The sequence below is a fragment of the Kocuria sp. CPCC 205235 genome (genome assembly GCF_040980905.1).
GTDB lineage: Bacteria > Actinomycetota > Actinomycetes > Actinomycetales > Micrococcaceae > Kocuria > Kocuria carniphila.
In genome coordinates this window covers 1-17,403 of the sequence record NZ_JAVKPR010000001.1, presented here as the reverse complement: position 1 = coordinate 17,403, position 17,403 = coordinate 1, and the positions used below count along the sequence as shown (strand labels likewise).

The window sequence follows — 17,403 nt, the reverse complement described above, 5'->3', positions numbered from 1 at the left end:
CCGTGTTCGAGATAGCAGTATGGATCTGCGGGGTCTTCCTGGTACTGGCTGCGGCCGGGGCCATATACCGCCTGGCCAAGGGGCCCTCCCTGCTGGATCGAGTCATTGCCAGCGACGTATTGCTGGCCATCGTGGGTGCCGCCTTGGCCATCGAGATGGTCTACAACCACCACATGAACAACATTTTCCTGTTGGTCATTGTCTCGCTCATCGGGTTCTTGGGATCCGTGACCGTGGCCCGCAACGTGGGAACGGGGAAATCATGACGTTCGAACTCATTCTGGATATCGTGGCCGCGGTGTGCATGGTGGTGGGTTGTCTGATGTCTCTGGCGGCAGCCGTTGGTCTGGTGCGTTTCCCTGACCTGCTGTCCCGGATGCACGCGGGTACCAAGCCCCAGGTGTTCGGCCTGCTGTTGTTGTTGACCGCGGTGGCCATCGAGGGGCGGGACCCCACCATGATCCCGTTGCTGATCCTGGCCTGGTTGTTCATGCTGCTGACCGTTCCCGTCTCTGCCCACATGGTGGGGCGGTCCGCCTACCGGTCCAAGCACCTGCACGAGGAGAACCTCACCCAGGACGACCTGAAGGACGTCGTGGATTACGCGAGCACCCGGCGCGAGGATTAAAAATTTCGGCCCGGCAGGGGCCGAAGTTGTCGTGGAACCGCCAAGTGGTTCGTATGCTTGGTGAAGAACTGTGAACCATGAAGAGGAGCGTTCGATGAGCAAAGCAATTGATTTGGCCAGCACCGCGGCATCGCTGGGCGGAACCGCAGTGGCCACGAAGGTTCTGACCGCGGGGTGGAAGAAGGTCACCGGCAACGAGCCCCCGGCTAAGAACCCGGATCCGGACGAGGCCTGGCGCGACATCATCGTGTGGGCTCTCCTCACCGGTTTGGTGACCACCCTGGTCAGGGTGGGCGTACAGCGCGCCATGGCCAAGATCAACGCGGATAACGACCAGGACAATACGTCGCAGACCGAGATCTGAGGTCTTTGAACTGTCGGAAGCGGCGGGGGTGCGTTCATCGAACGTCTCCCCGCCGCTTTTTGTGATCTGGCGTTCTGGTCTAGGATGAGTTACTAACGACAGGGGAGCGCCCGAGCGGCGCTGAGAGTGCGCACCAGCGCAGACCCTCGAACCTGATCCGGGTCATTCCGGCGATAGGGAGTCGAGTATCTCAAAGGGCCCGTGCACGTTCCGTGTGCGGTTCTTTCCCCTCCTGTACTCATCAGGAGGATGAAACATGACACAGGTCAAGACCGGGACAACCCGTACGCCTCAGAAGTCGTGGCGCGTGGTGGACATCGTGGTGGCTGCGGTGTTGGCCGCCGTGTGCGCCGTGGTCTTCTGGGCGTGGGCGAACCTGCTGTACCCCGTGGCAACCACCGCTGCGGTGGCTTATCCGCCGGCCACCGGGCTGATCGGCGGCGGTTGGCTCATCGCCGGAACTCTGGGTGCCTTGATCATTCGCAAGCCCGGAGCCGCGGTTTTCTGTGAGCTGCTTGCGGCCGTTCTCGAAGGATTCTTGGGCACGCACTTCGGATGGACCGTGGTGATCTCCGGCCTGGTGCAGGGTGCTGCGGTGGAGATCGTGTTCTTGTTGACCCGTTACCGAAAGTTCGGTTTGGCCGTTGCGGCCGCCGGTGGCGCGATGGCGGGGCTGTTCATGGGCGTCAGCGAGAACATCATGTACAACTTCGAATGGGCCCTGGACCAGCAGGTGGTCTACGCATCTCTGACCACGTTGTCCGGTGCGATCATCGCCGGTGTTCTGATGTGGTTGGTCACCCGTGCGCTGCAGAAGACGGGAGTGCTCAACGGCCTGGCGTCGGGCGCAGCGCGGCGATGACGTCGCACGTGGCCGTGGATCAGCGCGGGGCGGAGGTGGTGCTCACGGAGTTCGGGTGGCACTACCCGGGACGCGAACAGCCGTCCCTGAATTCGGTCAGCGCGCACATCCGACCCGGCGAGCGAGTGCTGCTCCTGGGCCCGTCCGGGGCCGGTAAGTCAACGTTGCTGCACGCGATGGCCGGGGTCGAGCAGGACCCGGACGGGGAATCCCGATCGGGGGAACTCACCGTCAACGGTGTGGATCCGCGTGACGCTCGCGGGGCGGTGGGCTTCATGCACCAGGACCCGGAGACGCAGGTTATTCTCGCGCGGGTGGGTGACGACGTCGCTTTCGGCCTCGAGAATCTCGCCGTACCTCGCGAGCAGATCTGGGCCCGCGTGGGCGCCGCTCTTGCCGAGGTCGGGTTGGATCTCCCGCTGGATCACTCCACGACCGAGCTGTCCGGTGGGCAGAAGCAACGGCTGGCGCTGGCCGGAACCATGGCCATGCGCCCGCAACTGTTGCTGCTGGACGAACCCACGGCCAGCGTGGACGAGCAGGGTGCAGCGGAACTGCGTGACGCCGTGGAACGCGCCGTGGCGCAATCCGGCACCACGATGATCGTGGTCGAACACCGGGTCGGCCTCTGGGAGTCCGTGGTGGACCGCGTGATCGTGCTCAATGACGATGGACGGGTGGCCTTCGACGGCCCCACGCGCGAAGTCCTCGGAGACGCCCGCGAGCTATTGCAACGCCAAGGCACGTGGGTTCCGAACTGGACACCGCGCACCATGGCACCACCGGCTCGCGATGAGCAGGCGACCCCGCTGCTTGAGGCGCGTGGACTGGCCGTGAGTCGAACGCAACCGAGCTCGCGAACGGTGGCGCGGCGGCGTCGTCGGGAGCGGAAGGCCTGGGCCAAGGGAACCCCCACCCAGGCCGATATATACCGCAACAAGAATGTGATTCCCGCGGCCGCGGACATCGACCTGAGCGTGCGCGCAGGCCAGGCCCTGGCCATCACGGGCGAGAACGGTGCGGGCAAGTCCACGTTGGCACTGACCCTTGCGGGACTATTGTTGCCGTGCGCGGGAACCGTTCACGCCACCAAGGCCCTCGCCGGGGACGCGCCCGCGGACCCCTCACTGTGGGAGGGGACCGAACTCATCACCCGCATCGGCAGCGTGTTCCAACACCCCGAGCACCAGTTCCTGTGCTCAACCGTGCGGGCGGAACTGGAGTACGGCCCGCACCAGGCAGCTCGCCGCGGTGCGGGACCGGGTGTGGACGAGGAACGAATCGAGTTCCTCCTGGCCAGGCTGGGACTCGGGGGCATTGCCGATGCCAATCCGTTCACGCTCTCCGGCGGTCAAAAGCGGCGACTCTCCGTGGCCACCGTGCTGGCCTCCGCCCCCGACGTGCTCATCCTGGACGAACCCACGTTCGGTCAGGACGCCCAGACCTGGCGCGAGCTGGTCGACATGTTGGTCGAAGAGCTGGAACGCGGCACCGCCGTGGTGGCCGTGACCCACGATCGCGAACTCATCACGGCGCTCAACGCCGTGGAACTGAGGTTGGGAGCATGAGCGTCACTACTATCGCGGACACCGCCCGGTTCAGCCCCGTGGGTCGCTCCAACGCGGTGATCAAACTGCTGGGCGCACTGCTCATCACCGCGGTGCTGGTGGTGAGCGCGGACCCCGTCACGAGCGGCATCGCGCTGCTGGGCCAGTTGCTCCTGCTCAGCGCGGCGGGACAGAAGCCGCTCCGCCTCTTGCTGACCCTTTGGCCCATCACCGTGGCCGCGCTCATCAGCGGCTGGGGAACGGCCATGCTGTCCCCGGAGGGGGGCACGGTACTCCTGAATCTGGGGTGGATCACCGTGACCACGGGGTCGCTGGCGGCCGGCGCGGCCATTGCTCTGCGTGGTTTAGCAATCGCGCTGCCCGGCATCACGGTGTTGCTCACCACCGATCCCACAGATCTGGCGGACGGTCTGGCGCAGACCCTGCGGTTGCCGGAACGTTTCGTGCTGGCCTCCCTGGCCGCGCTGCGCCTGGTGGAGGTCATGGTCAAGGAATGGTCGGTGCTGGCCTCGGCGCGGCGTGCCCGCGGAGCGGGTAACGACCGCGGGCCGGTGGGGATGGCCAAGGAGTTCGGCGGTCAGGCGTTCACGCTGTTGGTCCAGTCGCTGCGTCGCGCCACGCGGTTGGCGATGACCATGGAAGCGCGCGGGTTCGGCGCCGGGAAGCGCACATGGGCCCGGGTGCCCCGCTACGGGCGCGTGGACCTCTATACGGGCGGCGCCGCGGTACTGATTGCGGTCAGTGCCCTCTCGGTATCCGTGCTCCTGGGCACGCACCGGTTCATTTGGCAGTAACTGGGGCCGTGGTTTCCGCGGGCGCAGGCACCTGCGAACCGCTAACGGGGGACCCGAGTGACCCGAGTGACCCAGCAGTGTTGCCGGGGCGATTCGGGGTGCCGCGGGTCAGTGACCGACTAAGTAGCCGGTGAGCAAATCCGTGAGCTCGCGAGTGTGGGGCAGCGGTTGTTGATCCAGGCGCACCACTGGCACGGCGAGCCGCACGGACGAGGTGAGCCATACGGCGTCGGCGCGCAGGAGGTCCGCCGGGTAGATCGGACCGTAATCGATGCGCCACCCGTCCTGGCGAGCCGCCGCGAAAATGCGTGCCTGCGAGGTGCCCGGCAGAATACCGTGCGAGGGTTCCGGGGTCACCAGGGTGCGTTCGCCGTGGCCGGTTCGCGCGCAGATCACCGACGACGTCGCCGCCTCGAGTACCCGGCGATCGGTCGAGGTCGTGAAGATGGCCTCGTCCGCACCCAGATCTCGCGCGTGCCGCAACGCGGCCATGTTGACCGCGTAAGAGAGCGTCTTGGCGCCGGGGAGCAGCCACGCGCAGCCGGAGTCCTCCGCCGGATCGTGACCGCGTTGCAGCAGCACGGCGGAGACGCCATTGCGCCGCACCGCGAACGTGGCTTCGCCGACCGGGGTGACCGTGAGCCATGCCCATGGGGATCCACCGGGGGCACCGCGGCTGATGCTGAGTTTGATTGCGTGCTCGGCGCCCAGTCCGGCATCGCCTCCGGGTCCGGCGTTCCCCAGCCCCAGTTCAATGGCTTGCCGACAGGACTGTTCCGAAGGCACCGGGAGCTGAGCCAAGCGGGCGGACGCGCAAAGCCGCCTGTAGTGCGCCCCGAACTTGTAGACCTCACCGTTGAGGGCGTGCATGGTCTCGAACACGCCGTCGCCGCGGGTCAGGCCCTCATCGTCGATGAGGACGAGCGGCCGGGAGGGATCCACCAACTGTGGCTCCTGATCCACGGGAGCCATCATGACGACCGCGCGCTGAACGTCGCTCACGACTGTCCCTGCCCGTCCTCGGGGGATTCTGTCAGCTCGGGGGCGGGCCCGGGGTGCAGAACTTCCGCGTTCTCCCAGACCGGATCCGCTGCAAGATAGGACTGCTCCTGCTCGGCCCAGACATCCCAGAATTTTTCGTAGGAACGGCCGTCTCGCTCCATGGCCCGCTTTTTTCGCAGCGCGGCGGGGAGCTCGACCCACACCGACGAGTTAAGTAGCGGGCGGGCGAGATCATTACACGCACCCACGCCCTCGACCAGAATGATCTCCGCAGCGCGGGTAAGCCTCGGCGTGCCAGGTTCGTTGGTCAACCAGTCCCACGCCGTCCAATGGGCGTCCTCGCCGCGGCGGAGGGGTTTGAGAACCTCATTCACATACTGGCCTATACCCTGTTCCAAGCCGTTCCAGCCCGGATAAATGTCCTCCAAGTGGAAAACCGTGACATCGTGCCGGCGTTCGAGCACTGCCGCGAGCTGGGCGGTCAGAGTGGTTTTCCCGGCCCCCGAGCGGCCGTCAATGCCAATGATGAACGGTCTTTGCGTGGGCACTGGAAGTAACCGTGCCAGGTTCACGCCTTCCGGATAGGCCGCGAACAAGGCGTCGTCGAAATTTTCCTCGGGGTCGATCACGATGACTTGAGCCTCTTCGAGACTTCCGAAACCACGTGCGGGACCGCCGCCTGAATCTGTTCCCAAGCGAGGTCGAAGTCCTCGGCGTCGCCGTACCAGGGGTCGGCGATATCCAGCTCGTCGTCGACAATGTCCTCCGCGCCGAACGAGCGCATGAGTCGCACCTGATCGGCCTGATCATCGCCCAGCCGGCGGCGCAACTCTGTCTGGTGCGCGGCCGTCATGGCCAGCAGCAGATCGGCGTCCTGGAGTTCGTCGTCGGTGATGCGGTGGGCCTGGTGATCGGGTAACTCCAGGCTATTGCGGGACAGTACGGTGACGGCGCGGGAGTCCACGGGATTGCCGTGCTCCTCGTCGCTGATGCCGGCGGAGATCACGCTCACCCGATCCTGTAGACCCTCTTTGGTCAACTCTGCATCGAGCAAGGCATGGGCCATGGGGGAACGACAGATGTTGCCGGTGCACACCGTGACGATTTTGAACATGATCTCCACTGTACGAAACTTTGCACCGATGTGACGGCTCCGGAACGATCCGCCCACAAAAATGGGGGCTCGGCACCTATCGGCACCAAGCCCCCATCATGGAGCGGTTACTGACTCACCGCTTGTCGTTACTTGTCGGTTGAGTCGTTCCCCTGCTTCCAAGGGGCCTTGTCATCCGGGGTGGTTTCCGCGATGTCATCCACTGGCGATGAAGACCACGCGGTCTGGTACTCGAACGGAATTTCCTTGCCGTCCTCGTCCGTCTGGCGGTACCACTCGGTGACCGACGGATCGTGCGAGTCGAAGTCCTGACCGGCGGCGCGATGGCCCTCGGCATGCTCGACCTGCAATGCGAAGTCATCGCCGTGTTCGGCCAACCCGGTGGAAATGGCCTTGTCCACTGCAGATGCGGCGAAGCGCGAACGCAGGGTGGCCGGATCCTTCCGGAGATCCTTGAACAGCGAGATCATCATGCCGGCCATGATGATGGCGAACGGCAGTGCGGAGACGATCACCAGGTTCTGCATCCCGGCCAGGGCGTTGTCGCCGCCCACCAGCAGCATCACGATTGCGATGCCGGCCAGGCACAGGCCCCAGAAGATCACGATCCACTTGGACGGAACCGGCTTGCCCTTCTGGGTCATGGTGCCCATGACCACGGACGCGGAGTCTGCACTGGTCACGAAGAAGATGCCGATCACGATCATGGCCAGCACGGAGGTGATGGCAGAGAGGGGCAGCTGGTCCAGTAGTCCGAACAGCATGGATTCGGCGCCGTCCTCGACGGTCAGGTTGGCACCGTTCTGCGCGTAGTACATGGCCGAACCGCCGAAGACGATGAACCACAGGACACACACGGAAGCAGGGACCACGAGCACCACGGTCACGAACTGACGGATGGTGCGGCCACGGGAGATCTTGGCGATGAACATGCCCACGAACGGTGCCCAGGACATCCACCAAGCCCAGTAGTACACGGTCCAGGTGCTGGAGAACTCAGCAGCGGCGGGGCCCCATGCGGCCGACTGACCGGTCATGAAGAGGTACTCGGAGATGTAGGTCGAGAACACGGACGGGATCAGACTGAGCATGAACACCGTGGGGCCCACGACAAACACGAACAGGGCCAGGATGAAGGCCAGCACCAGGTTGGTGTTGGAGAGGTAACGAATACCGCGGGACACACCGGACACCGCCGAGACGATGAATGCGATGGACAGCACGCAGATCACGATGATCGACACGGTGTTGCCGGCCGGTTCCACACCGCCCACGATCTGCAGACCCTGAGTGATCTGCATGGCGCCGAAGCCCAAGGAGGCAGCGGTACCGAAGAGAGTTGCGAAGATGGCGAACACGTCGATGAGCTTGCCGAGCGTGCCCTCCACCTGGCGCTGACCCAGCAAAGTCGTGAAGATGCGGGAGATCAACGGTGCACGGCCGCGGCGGTACGCGCCGTAGGCCACGGAGACACCCACCACGGCGTAGATGGCCCAGGGGTTGAGAGCCCAGTGGAAGGCGGTCTGGACCAGGGAGTACACGACCATGGAGTTGTCGCCGGCCTCGGCCACGCCCTCGAAGCCGGGGATGCCGCTTTCGAAATATGTCATGGGCTCGAAAGCGCCGTAGAACATCAGGCCGATGCCCATGCCCGCAGCGAAGAGCATGGCGAGCCAGGAGAAGAAGGAGTATTCGGGCGGCTCGTTGTCACGGCCGAGCTTGATGCGGCCGGTGCGAGTGAAGCCGATGACCAACATGAAGAGCACTGACGCGGTGGAGAGCAGGATGAAGAACCAACCGGTGTTGGCCGTGACCCAGGCCAAAGCCGTGGAAGAGACGTTGGTCAGGGTCTCGGTGGAGAGGATGCCCCACAGGATGAAGCCCAGGATCAGGGCCGCGGTGACCAGAAAGACCACCTTGTCGGTACCGAAGGACAGTTTGCGATCTTCCACGCCAACACCCGGAACCAAGGCCGGGTGGATTCCGTGGGGGTATGTCAGCTCGTCGAAGATTCGGCGGGGACGGCTTCGGTTGTCCCGGTAGATGATCTCACCGTTGGGGGATTCGGTGGTCGCGGTCGAACTGGAACCGGGTTGGTTCTCTGAAGAGTGTGGCGGCGTGCTCAAGACGGTCCTCCTGGACATGGCGTCGAGTGAATGAATCGTGGAATCGAAAGAGGTGTGTCTCCTAAGTAGAGGCGGGGCCCTGCGCTACCTGACACGCGTCAATGGGAGGCCCGCGCACAAGCAGACGACTATATCGAGTTCTCGGTGTTTAGTCAGGCGGCCCGATCGTGACCTCATGGATGTTGGCTCCATCACATTGAGCGCGTTCGACTCAACTTTACTTGACTTCTGGCGCTCATGTGGCAAACTTGAGTCATAACAACTCATGTTTGACATTTGTCCCGAGTGCTCGCGCGTCGAGTGGGCGGGAACAGACCCAAGCAGTCGAAAGAAAGGACTCGCAACTATGTCTCGTGCAGTAGGTATTGACCTCGGCACCACCAACTCCGTGGTCGCCGCCCTCGAAGGTGGCGAACCCGTCGTTATCGCCAACGCGGAAGGCAACCGCACCACCCCCTCCGTGGTTGCGTTCTCCAAGGACGGCGAAACCCTGGTGGGTGACGTCGCCAAGCGTCAGGCCGTCACCAACGTGGATCGCACCATTGCGTCCGTGAAGCGTCACATGGGTACCGACTGGAAGACCCAGGACATCGACGGCAAGAAGTACACGCCGCAGGAAATCTCGGCTCGTACCCTCATGAAGCTCAAGAACGACGCCGAGGCGTACCTGGGCGACAAAGTCACGGACGCCGTGATCACCGTTCCCGCGTACTTCAACGACGCCGAGCGTCAGGCCACCAAGGAGGCGGGCGAGGTCGCGGGCATGAACGTGCTCCGCATCATCAACGAGCCCACCGCCGCGGCCCTGGCCTACGGTCTGGAGAAGGGCAAGGAAGACGAGCTCATCCTGGTCTTCGACCTCGGTGGCGGTACGTTCGACGTCTCGCTGCTGGAAGTCGGCAAGGATGACGACGACTTCTCCACCATCCAGGTGCGCGCCACCGCCGGTGACAACCGCCTGGGCGGTGACGACTGGGACCAGCGCATCGTGGACTGGCTGTTGCAGCAGGTCAAGTCCAAGACCGGTGCCGACCTGTCCAAGGACAAGATTGCCCTGCAGCGTCTGAAGGAATCCGCTGAGCAGGCCAAGAAGGAACTGTCCTCGGCTACCTCGACCAACATTTCCCTGCAGTACCTGTCCGTGACCCCCGAGGGTCCGGTGCACTTGGACGAGAAGCTCACTCGCGCCAAGTTCCAGGAACTGACCTCCGACCTGTTGGCACGCACCGAGAAGCCCTTCAAGGACGTCATCGCAGAAGCAGGCATCAAGGTTTCCGACATCGATCACGTGGTGCTCGTGGGTGGTTCCACCCGTATGCCCGCCGTGGTCGAGAAGGTCACCGAGATGGCCGGTAAGGCTCCCAACAAGGGCGTGAACCCGGATGAGGTCGTGGCCGTTGGTGCTGCGATCCAGGCTGGCGTGCTCAAGGGTGACCGCAAGGACGTCTTGCTGATCGACGTGACCCCGCTGTCCCTGGGTATCGAAACCAAGGGTGGCGTGATGACCAAGCTCATCGAGCGCAACACGGCCATCCCCACCAAACGTTCCGAGACCTTCACGACCGCGGAGGACAACCAGCCGTCCGTGTCCATTCAGGTCTTCCAGGGTGAGCGCGAGTTCACCCGGGACAACAAGAACCTGGGCACCTTCGAGCTGACCGGTATCGCACCGGCTCCGCGCGGCATGCCGCAGATCGAGGTCACCTTCGACATCGACGCCAACGGCATTGTGCACGTGTTCGCCAAGGACAAGGGCACCAACAAGGAACAGTCCATGACCATCACCGGTGGTACTTCCCTCTCCAAGGAAGACATCGACCGCATGGTCAAGGATGCTGAAGCCAACGCTGAGTCGGACAAGAAGCGCCGCGAAGCCGCTGACCTGCGCAACAACGCCGAGCAGACGGCCTACTCCGTGGAGAAGCTGCTCAACGACGACGAAGGCGCACTGCCCGAGGACGTCAAGTCCGAGGTCCAGGCCGATGTCGCCGCCGTCAAGACCGCACTCGAGGGCACTGACGACGACGCCGTCAAGACCGCGTTCGACAAGCTGCAGTCCTCGCAGACCAAGATCGGCGAGGCCCTGTACGCGCAGTCCCAGGCAGACGGCGCAGCTGACGCCGGTGCCACCGGTGCGGACGAGGCTCCCAGGGAAGACGACGACATCGTTGACGCTGAAGTGGTCGACGATGAAGAAGACAACAACGGAAAGAAGTGAGCATGAGCGATTCCGAGAACACCAAGGGCCACGGCCAGTCCGTGCCGGAGGGGGACCCGGAGCACTCCGCTCACGCCCAGTCCGGTGAGCAGCAGTCTCAGGGCGAACCGGGGTTGACCGTGGATGACATTCTGGGCACCCCGCAGTCCGAGGGCGTAGAAGCTGCCGATGCGGCGTCGTCGACCACCGACGACGCCGCCCCGGGCGGCGACAGCGCCGCGCAGAAGCTCGCGGACGAACGTCTTGAGGATCTGCGCCGCTTGCAGGCGGAGTTCGTGAACTTCAAGAACCGCACCACGCGGGAACGGGATCAGCTGCGGGACTTCGTCTCCGCGGACATGATCACCGCGTTGCTGCCGGTTCTTGACGACATCGAAGCCGCTCGCAAGGCCGGCGACCTCACGGACGGACCGTTTGCCGCGATCGCCAACAAGCTGGACGAGACGCTGACCCGTCAGGGTCTGGAACGGCTCGGAGAGGTTGGCGAGGCATTCGACCCCAACATTCACGAAGCCGTGTTGCAGCAGCCCACCGAAGAGGTGGAACCGGACCACGTGTCCATGGTGCTGCGATCGGGTTTCAAGATCGGTAACCGGGTGGTCCGCGCGGCTCAGGTAGCCGTGGCGGCACAGCCGTAAAGCGCCACAAGGTCAGGGCGGGTCTTCATGACAAGACCCGCCCTGACTCGCACAAAACACATATTCTTAGTTGAAAGGAGGCGTCATGGCCAGTCAGGACTGGATCGATAAGGATTTCTACAGTGTCCTGGGCGTCTCCAAGGACGCATCCCAGGCCGATATCAAGAAGGCCTATCGAAAGCTGGCCCGCAAGTATCACCCGGACCAGAACCCAGGGGATGCTGCTGCGGAGAAAAAATTCAAGGACATCACCGAGGCTAATTCGGTGCTGTCCGACAAGGACGAACGCGAAGAGTACGACGCGATCCGAGCCATGGGCTCCGGTGCTCGATTTGCCGGTTCCCCGGGTGGCGGAGGCGCGGCCGGTGACGCGAGCTTCGAAGACATCTTTGGCGGAATGTTCGGCGGTGGCGGCCGCGGTGGCCGTCGCACGAGCTACTCCACGTCCGGCGGGGGGTTCTCCGGCGGGGGCGGATTCGAGGATCTGTTCGCGCAGTTCGGCGGCCAGGACGGTGGCACCCGGTTCACCACATCGGGCGGACCGGCCTACGGCGCCCCCGGTGGTTACGGTGGCTATCAGGGCCCGCCAGCCAAGGGCGAGGACATCCACACCACCACGACCATCCCGTTGCGTTCTGCCTACAACGGCACCACCGTGAAGCTGCGCCGTGGCAACGGTCAGACCACCACGGTGCGCGTGCCCAAGGGCGTCAAGGACGAACAGCGCCTCAAGGTTGCGGGTAAGGGTCATTCAGGCCCGGGCGGCAACGGCGACCTGTTCGTGACCGTCAAGATCAAGGATCATCCGTTCTTCAGCCGCGACGGACAGAACGTGGCCGTCACCGTACCGGTGACCGTGAGCGAAGCCGCTCTGGGTGCCACCATCGAGGTGCCCACCCTTGATGGCAATCACGTGAACGTGAAGATTCCCGCGGGTACGTCCTCCGGGCGTCGCTTCCGGGTCAAGGGCAAGGGGTTCCCCTCCGGCTCCAAGACCGGGAACATGATCGTCACGGTCGACATCGAGCTTCCCAAGACCCTGGACGATCAGGCGAAGGAGGCTGTGGAAGCGTTCGCCAAGGCCACCGAGGATTTCGATCCCCGTGCCGGCCTGGGCGAGAAGGCGGCTGAGTGACATGGCCCTTGATTTCACGCAACCCGTGTTCGTGATCTCGGTAGCCGCCGAGCTCGCGGACATGCACCCCCAGACCCTGCGGCAGTACGACCGACTGGGTTTGGTGACTCCTTCGCGAGAATCGGGTCGGGCGCGGCGCTACTCCCAGATGGATGTGGAGAAGCTGCGCCAGATCCAGGGATTGTCCCAGCAGGGGGTGTCCCTGGAGGGCATCAAACGGATTATCCAGCTCGAAAACCAGGTCAGTGCGCTGCAGTCACGCATCACTGAGCTTTCGGAAGAACTGGAAAGAGAACGCGAGAAATCACGGGTCTTCGCCGCGGACCCTTCAGGGGACGTGGTCAGGCTGACCCACGGAGGCCACCGCACGCCCCGTAAGGTCTCCCAGTCACTCATGTTGTACCGCCCGGCCAAGCCGCGCACCAAGAAGTAGTGAGCGAGCGGCGTCGTCGAGACGCCACATGAAAAACGCGCCGGTCTCCCAGAGGGGAGGCCGGCGCGTTTCGCTGTCGCGGCTACTTTCCGGAGCGGTCCTCGGAATCGACGACGTCGTTCGGCTCGGTGTACTCGCCGGTCTCGTAGTCGTACGGGATGGGGTTGCCGTCCTCATCCGTGCGCTGATACCAGTCGGTGACCTCGGGGGCGGTGGAATCGAAGTCCGCACCCGCAGCCCACTTGCTCTTGTCACCGGAAGCGCGCTCGACGGCCAGGGTGAAGTCGTCGCCGTACTCGTCGATGCCATGGCGGACGGACTTGTCGATGGCCCAGCGGGAGTACTTCTCGCGAATGATCATCGGATCGCGACGCAGGTCCTTGTGGAAGGCCACGACCATGCCGAACATGATCACGGTGAACGGCAGCGCGGTCACGGTGATCATGTTCTGCAGACCGGTGAGCGCGTTCTGACCGCCCACGAGCAGCATGACCACGGCGATGCCCGCCATGCACAGGCCCCAGAACACCGTGACGGTCTTCTTGGGCTCGGGGTTACCCCGCTGGGACATCTGCGAAGCCACCACCGAAGCGGAGTCCGCCGTGGTGATGAAGAAGATCGCAAGCATGACCACCACGATGCCCGCCATGATTCCGGCGCCGGGTAGGCCGTCCAGGACCACGAAGAAGATTTCCTCGGGTGCGGGAAGAGTGGCCGCGGTGCCGTCCGGGGCGATCGCGTTGGATTCCATCTGCTGGCGGATCGCGGTGCCGCCCAGCACGGTGAACGCGAGCACCACGATGGAAGAGGGGATCAACAGCACGCCCAGGATGAACTGACGGATGGTGCGGCCGCGGGAAATCTTGGCCACGAACACGCCCACGAACGGTGCCCAAGAAACCCACCAGGCCCAGTAGAACGTGGTCCAGGAGGAGAGGAACGTCTGCATCTCCTCGCCGTCGGCCATGGAAGCGGAGAGCATGTTGGGCAGTTCACCGAAATAGGTGACCACCACGGACGGGATGAAGTTCAGCAGAAATGCGGTGGGGCCCACGATGAAGAAGAACAGGGCAAGGCCCACAGCGAGCACCATGTTGATGTTGGACAGCCAACGGATGCCCTTGGCCACGCCGGAGACCGCGGAAGCGATGAAACCGGCGGTCAGCACGGCAATGATGATGAGTGCTGCACTGTTGCCCGTGGGGCCCAGTCCCGCGAAGATCTCCACGCCACGGCCGATCTGCAGCGCGCCGATACCCAGGGACGCGGCGGTGCCGAAGAGCGTGGCCACGATGGCGAGCATGTCGATGATCTTGCCCGCGGTGTTGTCCGTGTTGCCGTTGCGGGAGAAGGGAGCGAACACGGAACTCATCAGCGGCACACGACCGCGGCGGTAGGACGCGTAAGCCACGGCCACGCCCACCAGGCCATATATGGCCCACGCGTTGAGACCCCAGTGAAGCGCTGCCTGGGCGGCGGCCTTGGTCATGGCGTCCACGGTCGCCGGATCAGCGGATCCTGGGCGCGGGGACAGGAAGTAGGTCATCGGCTCGAACGGGCCGAAGAAGATGATGCCGATGCCGATACCCGCGGCAAAGAGCATGGCCGCCCAGGAAGCGGTGGAGTACTCGGGCTTGTCATTGTCCAAACCCAGCGGGATGCGACCGTACTTCGACAGTGCCACGTAGAGCAGGTAGAACAGCAGGCCGATGGCCAGCACGTTGAATACCCAGCCCATGTTCACCATGGTCCAGTTCAACGCCGCGGTGGACGCTGCAGTGAGTGACTCGGTGGCAACCACGCCCCAGATAATGAAGCCGATGATCAACGCGCCGGCCACTCCGACCACCAACCGGTCGATCCCATAGCGGACCTTCTGGTCATCCACGGACACACCGGGCACCAGCGCCGGGTGAATGTTGTGGGGGTAGCTGATCTCGCTCAGGAACGACCGCGTGGCGTCCATGCGACTCGCGGGCCTGCGAACGTCCACGCGCGGCGGCGTGGGGTCGGCCTCCGCATCAGCCGGATTGGGCGGACGCTTACTACTGGAAGACACGGGGACTCCTGCGGGGGTAGTCGGTCAGCAACCTTTCCAGGTTAGGGTGGCGAACCACTTTTCCCCACATTTAGGTAACGGTGGTGCGGTATGTGTCCGGCGCGCATCTGAGGTGGCGCTAGAACCGTGAACCACGCGTGAGGGGCCGTTAGACCCTTTTTCTACTTGCGAGAAGGTTCCAACGACCCCTCAGACGCTGGGTAGGGCGCTACCGGCACCTCAGATGTGCCACTGTGGCTGAACTACTGACTGCTCGGGGAGGATGTGCTCTCCGGGGAGGCAGATTCGCTCGGTTCTTCGGAAGCACTCTCCGACGCATCGACCGATAGCGAGGAGTCCGTCGAATCCGAAGAACTCTCCTTCAGCCCGGTCGCCTGGAAATCGCCGAAGACCAAGCTGCAGTCACCTTGGTCCGAATTCAGGCGAGCGTCGATATTAAGTCGGATCACGTCAGCTACGGAGAACTTCACGTCAACGGGGTTCGAGAACGTGACGTTGTAAGTATTCTCTCCCAACGGCCGGCCCTGCTCATTCGTGAATGAGACCGTTGCCGTGCACGCGGTGTCACTGTCCTCGGTGTTGATACCGAGTTTGCCTTCTACCTCGCTGTAATCACCGGCAAGATTGACGCCGAATTCGGAAGAGGATCCGCTGTAGGACTCAAGCAACCATGCCTCGGCGTACTTCTGGTTTCCAATTTCCGCACTGTCGGTCTGCGGTCCAGAGGAACCGCCGGAAGTAATGGGTTTCGTATCCTTGAAGGGCATGGTCTGGGGTGGGCGCGCCACCTCCAATGTCACTGTGGCAGCGTTGCTATCACCGGCGTCCGGGTCCTGACCCACGACCTCGCCGTTCGGTGAATCGGGGGCGAAGACATCAGTTTCCTCGACCGTGAAGCCGAGGGTTTCCAAGTCGCGGCGAGCGTCATCAACAGATGAACCCATGACATTGGGAACGGCTGGGGGATCCCCGGCTACGGTGAGTGTCACTCGCGGACCGTCACCCTCGACGGGGGTGCCCTCTTCGGGGTCCTGGGCTATGACAGTTCCGGCATCTTGGGATGAGGACTCAATCTGGGAGTCGAATCGAACGCCCAGCTCTGTCAGCTGTTCCTCTGCGCTGGATTGATCTTTGCCAACGAGGTTCGGGATCTCATTTGCGGGTGCAGCTTCGGTAGTGGTCTCGGCCGAGGCAGGTTCGTCTGTGGAAGTCTCGGATGAGTCACCGCCGTTGCAGGCGGTAAGCGCGAGAAGACAAGACAGAGCCAGACCAATGCCGGCCGTCGATCGTGAACGCATCTGTAACTCCTAGGGGTGAGGGGGTGAATGAGTTAGTTGAGGACGGCGTCTTCGATCGCCAAGACTTCGTTGGTTGAATCGCAGGAAGAACCCAGCTCAGGTCGGTGCTGTGCCGAAATGGTGATGTTCAAGTCGCCGCGTTCCCGTGCATTCGCTTGAATTCGTCGAATTGCGCCGTCGGAAATCCGATAATTTTCCGAAATTCCTGCACCCCGGGCAGTAACGGCATAAGATCCGGATTTGTTATCGCCGGGGAACCCTTTGAGGGAGAAACTCACCCGGTCGCCCTTTTCCAGAGACTTGACGGTGAAAGAAGAGGTCTCCTGTGGGCAGGACTTAGCCTGCATTTCCACTCCGCTGACGGTTGCAGTGCTGCCGTCACGTTGTACTTGGTATTTCTCCGGTTTTGGATTAATGCTCTCCATGAGCGTCCGGCCATTCGTGTGTCCCTCGCCTGTGACGTTCGGCTGAATAAGGGATATGGCAAGGGCGGTGATTCCGACAATCGTCAGGGCAGCCGCAGAGACTAACCGAATTTTCCAATTCGGTTTAGAATGTATTGAGTTTCTGGATATCCTAACGAATAAAATTAAAGCAGCGCCTAGAAATGAAAAAGCGGCCAGGAGGCTTAGTGTAGGGATTGAGTCGAAAGGTATGTTTTTACTGGTTACGCCGAAGAATCCCAGAACGGTAAGTGCTGACGCGAAGAATGAGAAGGCCCCGTAGAATATTTTGGCAGCCTTCGCGGCACGGCTGCTTGGCCTTCGTCTGCCCGGTTGGCTCGGCTGGCCGCCACCCCTGTTCCCCATGTGTGTCCCCTGACCTGCATGAGCGCCCACTCATGTCTTATCTAGGGAGTGTGGGCAACAGGGTCCACGGGGATCAATAGGTCAGGGCAATAAATAGGGAAAAACAGCATATAAACACCATTGTTACGCGCCATCGACTAGGGGTAACAGTAATTACATACATAACCATGGAAACAGCCGATGCACGTTGACTGTCAATCGTAGATGGCCGACAGCTCATGCGCCATGAGGACCCTCGGGCGCACGTGAGGGCTCGTTAGAACCCTTCTGCATCCGCAAAAAGGGGCTCTTCAACTTTGAGCGTGGTGGGGCCCTGAAGTAGGGCTCGCGGCCCTACGCCAGCATGGGTGTTGTC

17 protein-coding genes and 1 riboswitch are annotated in these 17,403 nt (G+C 63.0%); of the genes, 10 read left to right on the top strand and 7 right to left on the bottom strand.

The window, feature by feature from the left end; genetic code table 11:
- Nucleotides 1-2 precede the first annotated feature (2 nt).
- The 6 genes from RF638_RS00085 to RF638_RS00060 all read left to right on the top strand — a co-directional run bounded on the left by RF638_RS00085 (nt 3) and on the right by RF638_RS00060 (nt 4,216).
- Nucleotides 3-266 (top strand): monovalent cation/H+ antiporter complex subunit F, encoded by a 264-nt coding sequence (locus RF638_RS00085; protein WP_129699569.1) that lies wholly within the window; start codon nt 3-5, stop codon nt 264-266.
- Entirely contained in the window at nt 263-628 is a 366-nt protein-coding gene (gene mnhG / locus RF638_RS00080) for a monovalent cation/H(+) antiporter subunit G (protein WP_095796377.1), read from the top strand. The genes RF638_RS00085 and mnhG overlap by 4 nt, the downstream gene beginning before the upstream one ends.
- A gap of 94 nt (nt 629-722) precedes the next feature.
- Nucleotides 723-992, top strand: coding sequence for a DUF4235 domain-containing protein (locus RF638_RS00075; protein WP_368841171.1), 270 nt, complete (start codon nt 723-725; stop codon nt 990-992).
- 90 nt (nt 993-1,082) lie between these two features.
- Nucleotides 1,083-1,189: riboswitch (TPP riboswitch) on the top strand.
- 59 nt (nt 1,190-1,248) lie between these two features.
- A complete protein-coding gene (locus RF638_RS00070; protein WP_368841170.1) occupies nt 1,249-1,854 on the top strand; it encodes an ECF transporter S component in 606 nt (201 codons plus the stop codon).
- On the top strand, nt 1,851-3,422 hold the full coding sequence (locus RF638_RS00065) for an ABC transporter ATP-binding protein (protein ID WP_368841169.1): 1,572 nt from the start codon (nt 1,851-1,853) through the stop codon (nt 3,420-3,422). Before RF638_RS00070 ends, RF638_RS00065 begins: the two co-directional genes overlap by 4 nt.
- The gene (locus tag RF638_RS00060; protein ID WP_129699573.1) at nt 3,419-4,216 is read left to right on the top strand and encodes an energy-coupling factor transporter transmembrane protein EcfT; all 798 of its coding nucleotides are present in this window, start codon (nt 3,419-3,421) and stop codon (nt 4,214-4,216) included. The genes RF638_RS00065 and RF638_RS00060 overlap by 4 nt, the downstream gene beginning before the upstream one ends.
- A gap of 108 nt (nt 4,217-4,324) precedes the next feature.
- Here the strand turns inward: RF638_RS00060 and RF638_RS00055 are convergent, their stop codons facing one another.
- The 4 genes from RF638_RS00055 to RF638_RS00040 form a co-directional block, all read right to left on the bottom strand.
- Nucleotides 4,325-5,218, bottom strand: a complete 894-nt coding sequence (locus RF638_RS00055; RefSeq protein WP_238663002.1) for an aminotransferase class IV — start codon at nt 5,216-5,218, stop codon at nt 4,325-4,327.
- Nucleotides 5,215-5,913, bottom strand: coding sequence for a uridine kinase (locus RF638_RS00050; RefSeq protein WP_368841168.1), 699 nt, complete (start codon nt 5,911-5,913; stop codon nt 5,215-5,217). The genes RF638_RS00055 and RF638_RS00050 overlap by 4 nt, the downstream gene beginning before the upstream one ends.
- The gene (locus RF638_RS00045; RefSeq protein ID WP_368841167.1) at nt 5,844-6,332 is read right to left on the bottom strand and encodes a low molecular weight protein-tyrosine-phosphatase; all 489 of its coding nucleotides are present in this window, start codon (nt 6,330-6,332) and stop codon (nt 5,844-5,846) included. Before RF638_RS00045 ends, RF638_RS00050 begins: the two co-directional genes overlap by 70 nt.
- A gap of 128 nt (nt 6,333-6,460) precedes the next feature.
- Complete coding sequence (locus RF638_RS00040) at nt 6,461-8,458, bottom strand: BCCT family transporter (RefSeq protein ID WP_129699575.1); 1,998 nt, start codon at nt 8,456-8,458, stop codon at nt 6,461-6,463.
- Nucleotides 8,459-8,804: 346 nt separating this feature from the next.
- On the opposite strand from RF638_RS00040, the gene dnaK reads away from it, so the two are divergent.
- From dnaK to RF638_RS00020, 4 genes are all read left to right on the top strand, one after another.
- A complete protein-coding gene (gene dnaK, locus RF638_RS00035) occupies nt 8,805-10,676 on the top strand; it encodes a molecular chaperone DnaK (protein WP_259915094.1) in 1,872 nt (623 codons plus the stop codon).
- Complete coding sequence (locus RF638_RS00030; RefSeq protein WP_095796385.1) at nt 10,673-11,314, top strand: nucleotide exchange factor GrpE; 642 nt, start codon at nt 10,673-10,675, stop codon at nt 11,312-11,314. Before dnaK ends, RF638_RS00030 begins: the two co-directional genes overlap by 4 nt.
- Nucleotides 11,315-11,399: 85 nt before the next feature.
- On the top strand, nt 11,400-12,449 hold the full coding sequence (locus RF638_RS00025; RefSeq protein WP_259915099.1) for a DnaJ C-terminal domain-containing protein: 1,050 nt from the start codon (nt 11,400-11,402) through the stop codon (nt 12,447-12,449).
- A gap of 1 nt (nt 12,450) precedes the next feature.
- A complete protein-coding gene (locus RF638_RS00020; RefSeq protein ID WP_259915102.1) occupies nt 12,451-12,882 on the top strand; it encodes a heat shock protein transcriptional repressor HspR in 432 nt (143 codons plus the stop codon).
- 82 nt (nt 12,883-12,964) lie between these two features.
- On the opposite strand, the gene RF638_RS00015 is transcribed toward RF638_RS00020, so the two are convergent.
- The 3 genes from RF638_RS00015 to RF638_RS00005 form a co-directional block, all read right to left on the bottom strand.
- Entirely contained in the window at nt 12,965-14,848 is a 1,884-nt protein-coding gene (locus tag RF638_RS00015; RefSeq protein ID WP_259915119.1) for a BCCT family transporter, read from the bottom strand.
- A gap of 335 nt (nt 14,849-15,183) precedes the next feature.
- Nucleotides 15,184-16,239, bottom strand: a complete 1,056-nt coding sequence (locus tag RF638_RS00010) for a PASTA domain-containing protein (protein WP_129699579.1) — start codon at nt 16,237-16,239, stop codon at nt 15,184-15,186.
- Nucleotides 16,240-16,271: 32 nt separating this feature from the next.
- A complete protein-coding gene (locus tag RF638_RS00005; protein WP_315279406.1) occupies nt 16,272-16,664 on the bottom strand; it encodes a hypothetical protein in 393 nt (130 codons plus the stop codon).
- Between the last annotated feature and the right edge of the window lie 739 nt (nt 16,665-17,403).

Bases quoted from the DNA above. Each gene is read 5' to 3' on its own strand.
- RF638_RS00045 (WP_368841167.1), bottom strand. From the start codon at position 6,332: ATGTTCAAAATCGTCACGGTGTGCACCGGCAACATCTGTCGTTCCCCC.
- RF638_RS00010 (WP_129699579.1), bottom strand. From the start codon at position 16,239: ATGCGTTCACGATCGACGGCCGGCATTGGTCTGGCTCTGTCTTGTCTT.
- RF638_RS00065 (WP_368841169.1), top strand. From the start codon at position 1,851: ATGACGTCGCACGTGGCCGTGGATCAGCGCGGGGCGGAGGTGGTGCTC.
- RF638_RS00070 (WP_368841170.1), top strand. From the start codon at position 1,249: ATGACACAGGTCAAGACCGGGACAACCCGTACGCCTCAGAAGTCGTGG.
- RF638_RS00060 (WP_129699573.1), top strand. From the start codon at position 3,419: ATGAGCGTCACTACTATCGCGGACACCGCCCGGTTCAGCCCCGTGGGT.
- RF638_RS00025 (WP_259915099.1), top strand. From the start codon at position 11,400: ATGGCCAGTCAGGACTGGATCGATAAGGATTTCTACAGTGTCCTGGGC.
- dnaK (WP_259915094.1), top strand. From the start codon at position 8,805: ATGTCTCGTGCAGTAGGTATTGACCTCGGCACCACCAACTCCGTGGTC.
- RF638_RS00015 (WP_259915119.1), bottom strand. From the start codon at position 14,848: ATGGACGCCACGCGGTCGTTCCTGAGCGAGATCAGCTACCCCCACAAC.
- mnhG (WP_095796377.1), top strand. From the start codon at position 263: ATGACGTTCGAACTCATTCTGGATATCGTGGCCGCGGTGTGCATGGTG.
- RF638_RS00075 (WP_368841171.1), top strand. From the start codon at position 723: ATGAGCAAAGCAATTGATTTGGCCAGCACCGCGGCATCGCTGGGCGGA.
- RF638_RS00005 (WP_315279406.1), bottom strand. From the start codon at position 16,664: ATGGAGAGCATTAATCCAAAACCGGAGAAATACCAAGTACAACGTGAC.
- RF638_RS00020 (WP_259915102.1), top strand. From the start codon at position 12,451: ATGGCCCTTGATTTCACGCAACCCGTGTTCGTGATCTCGGTAGCCGCC.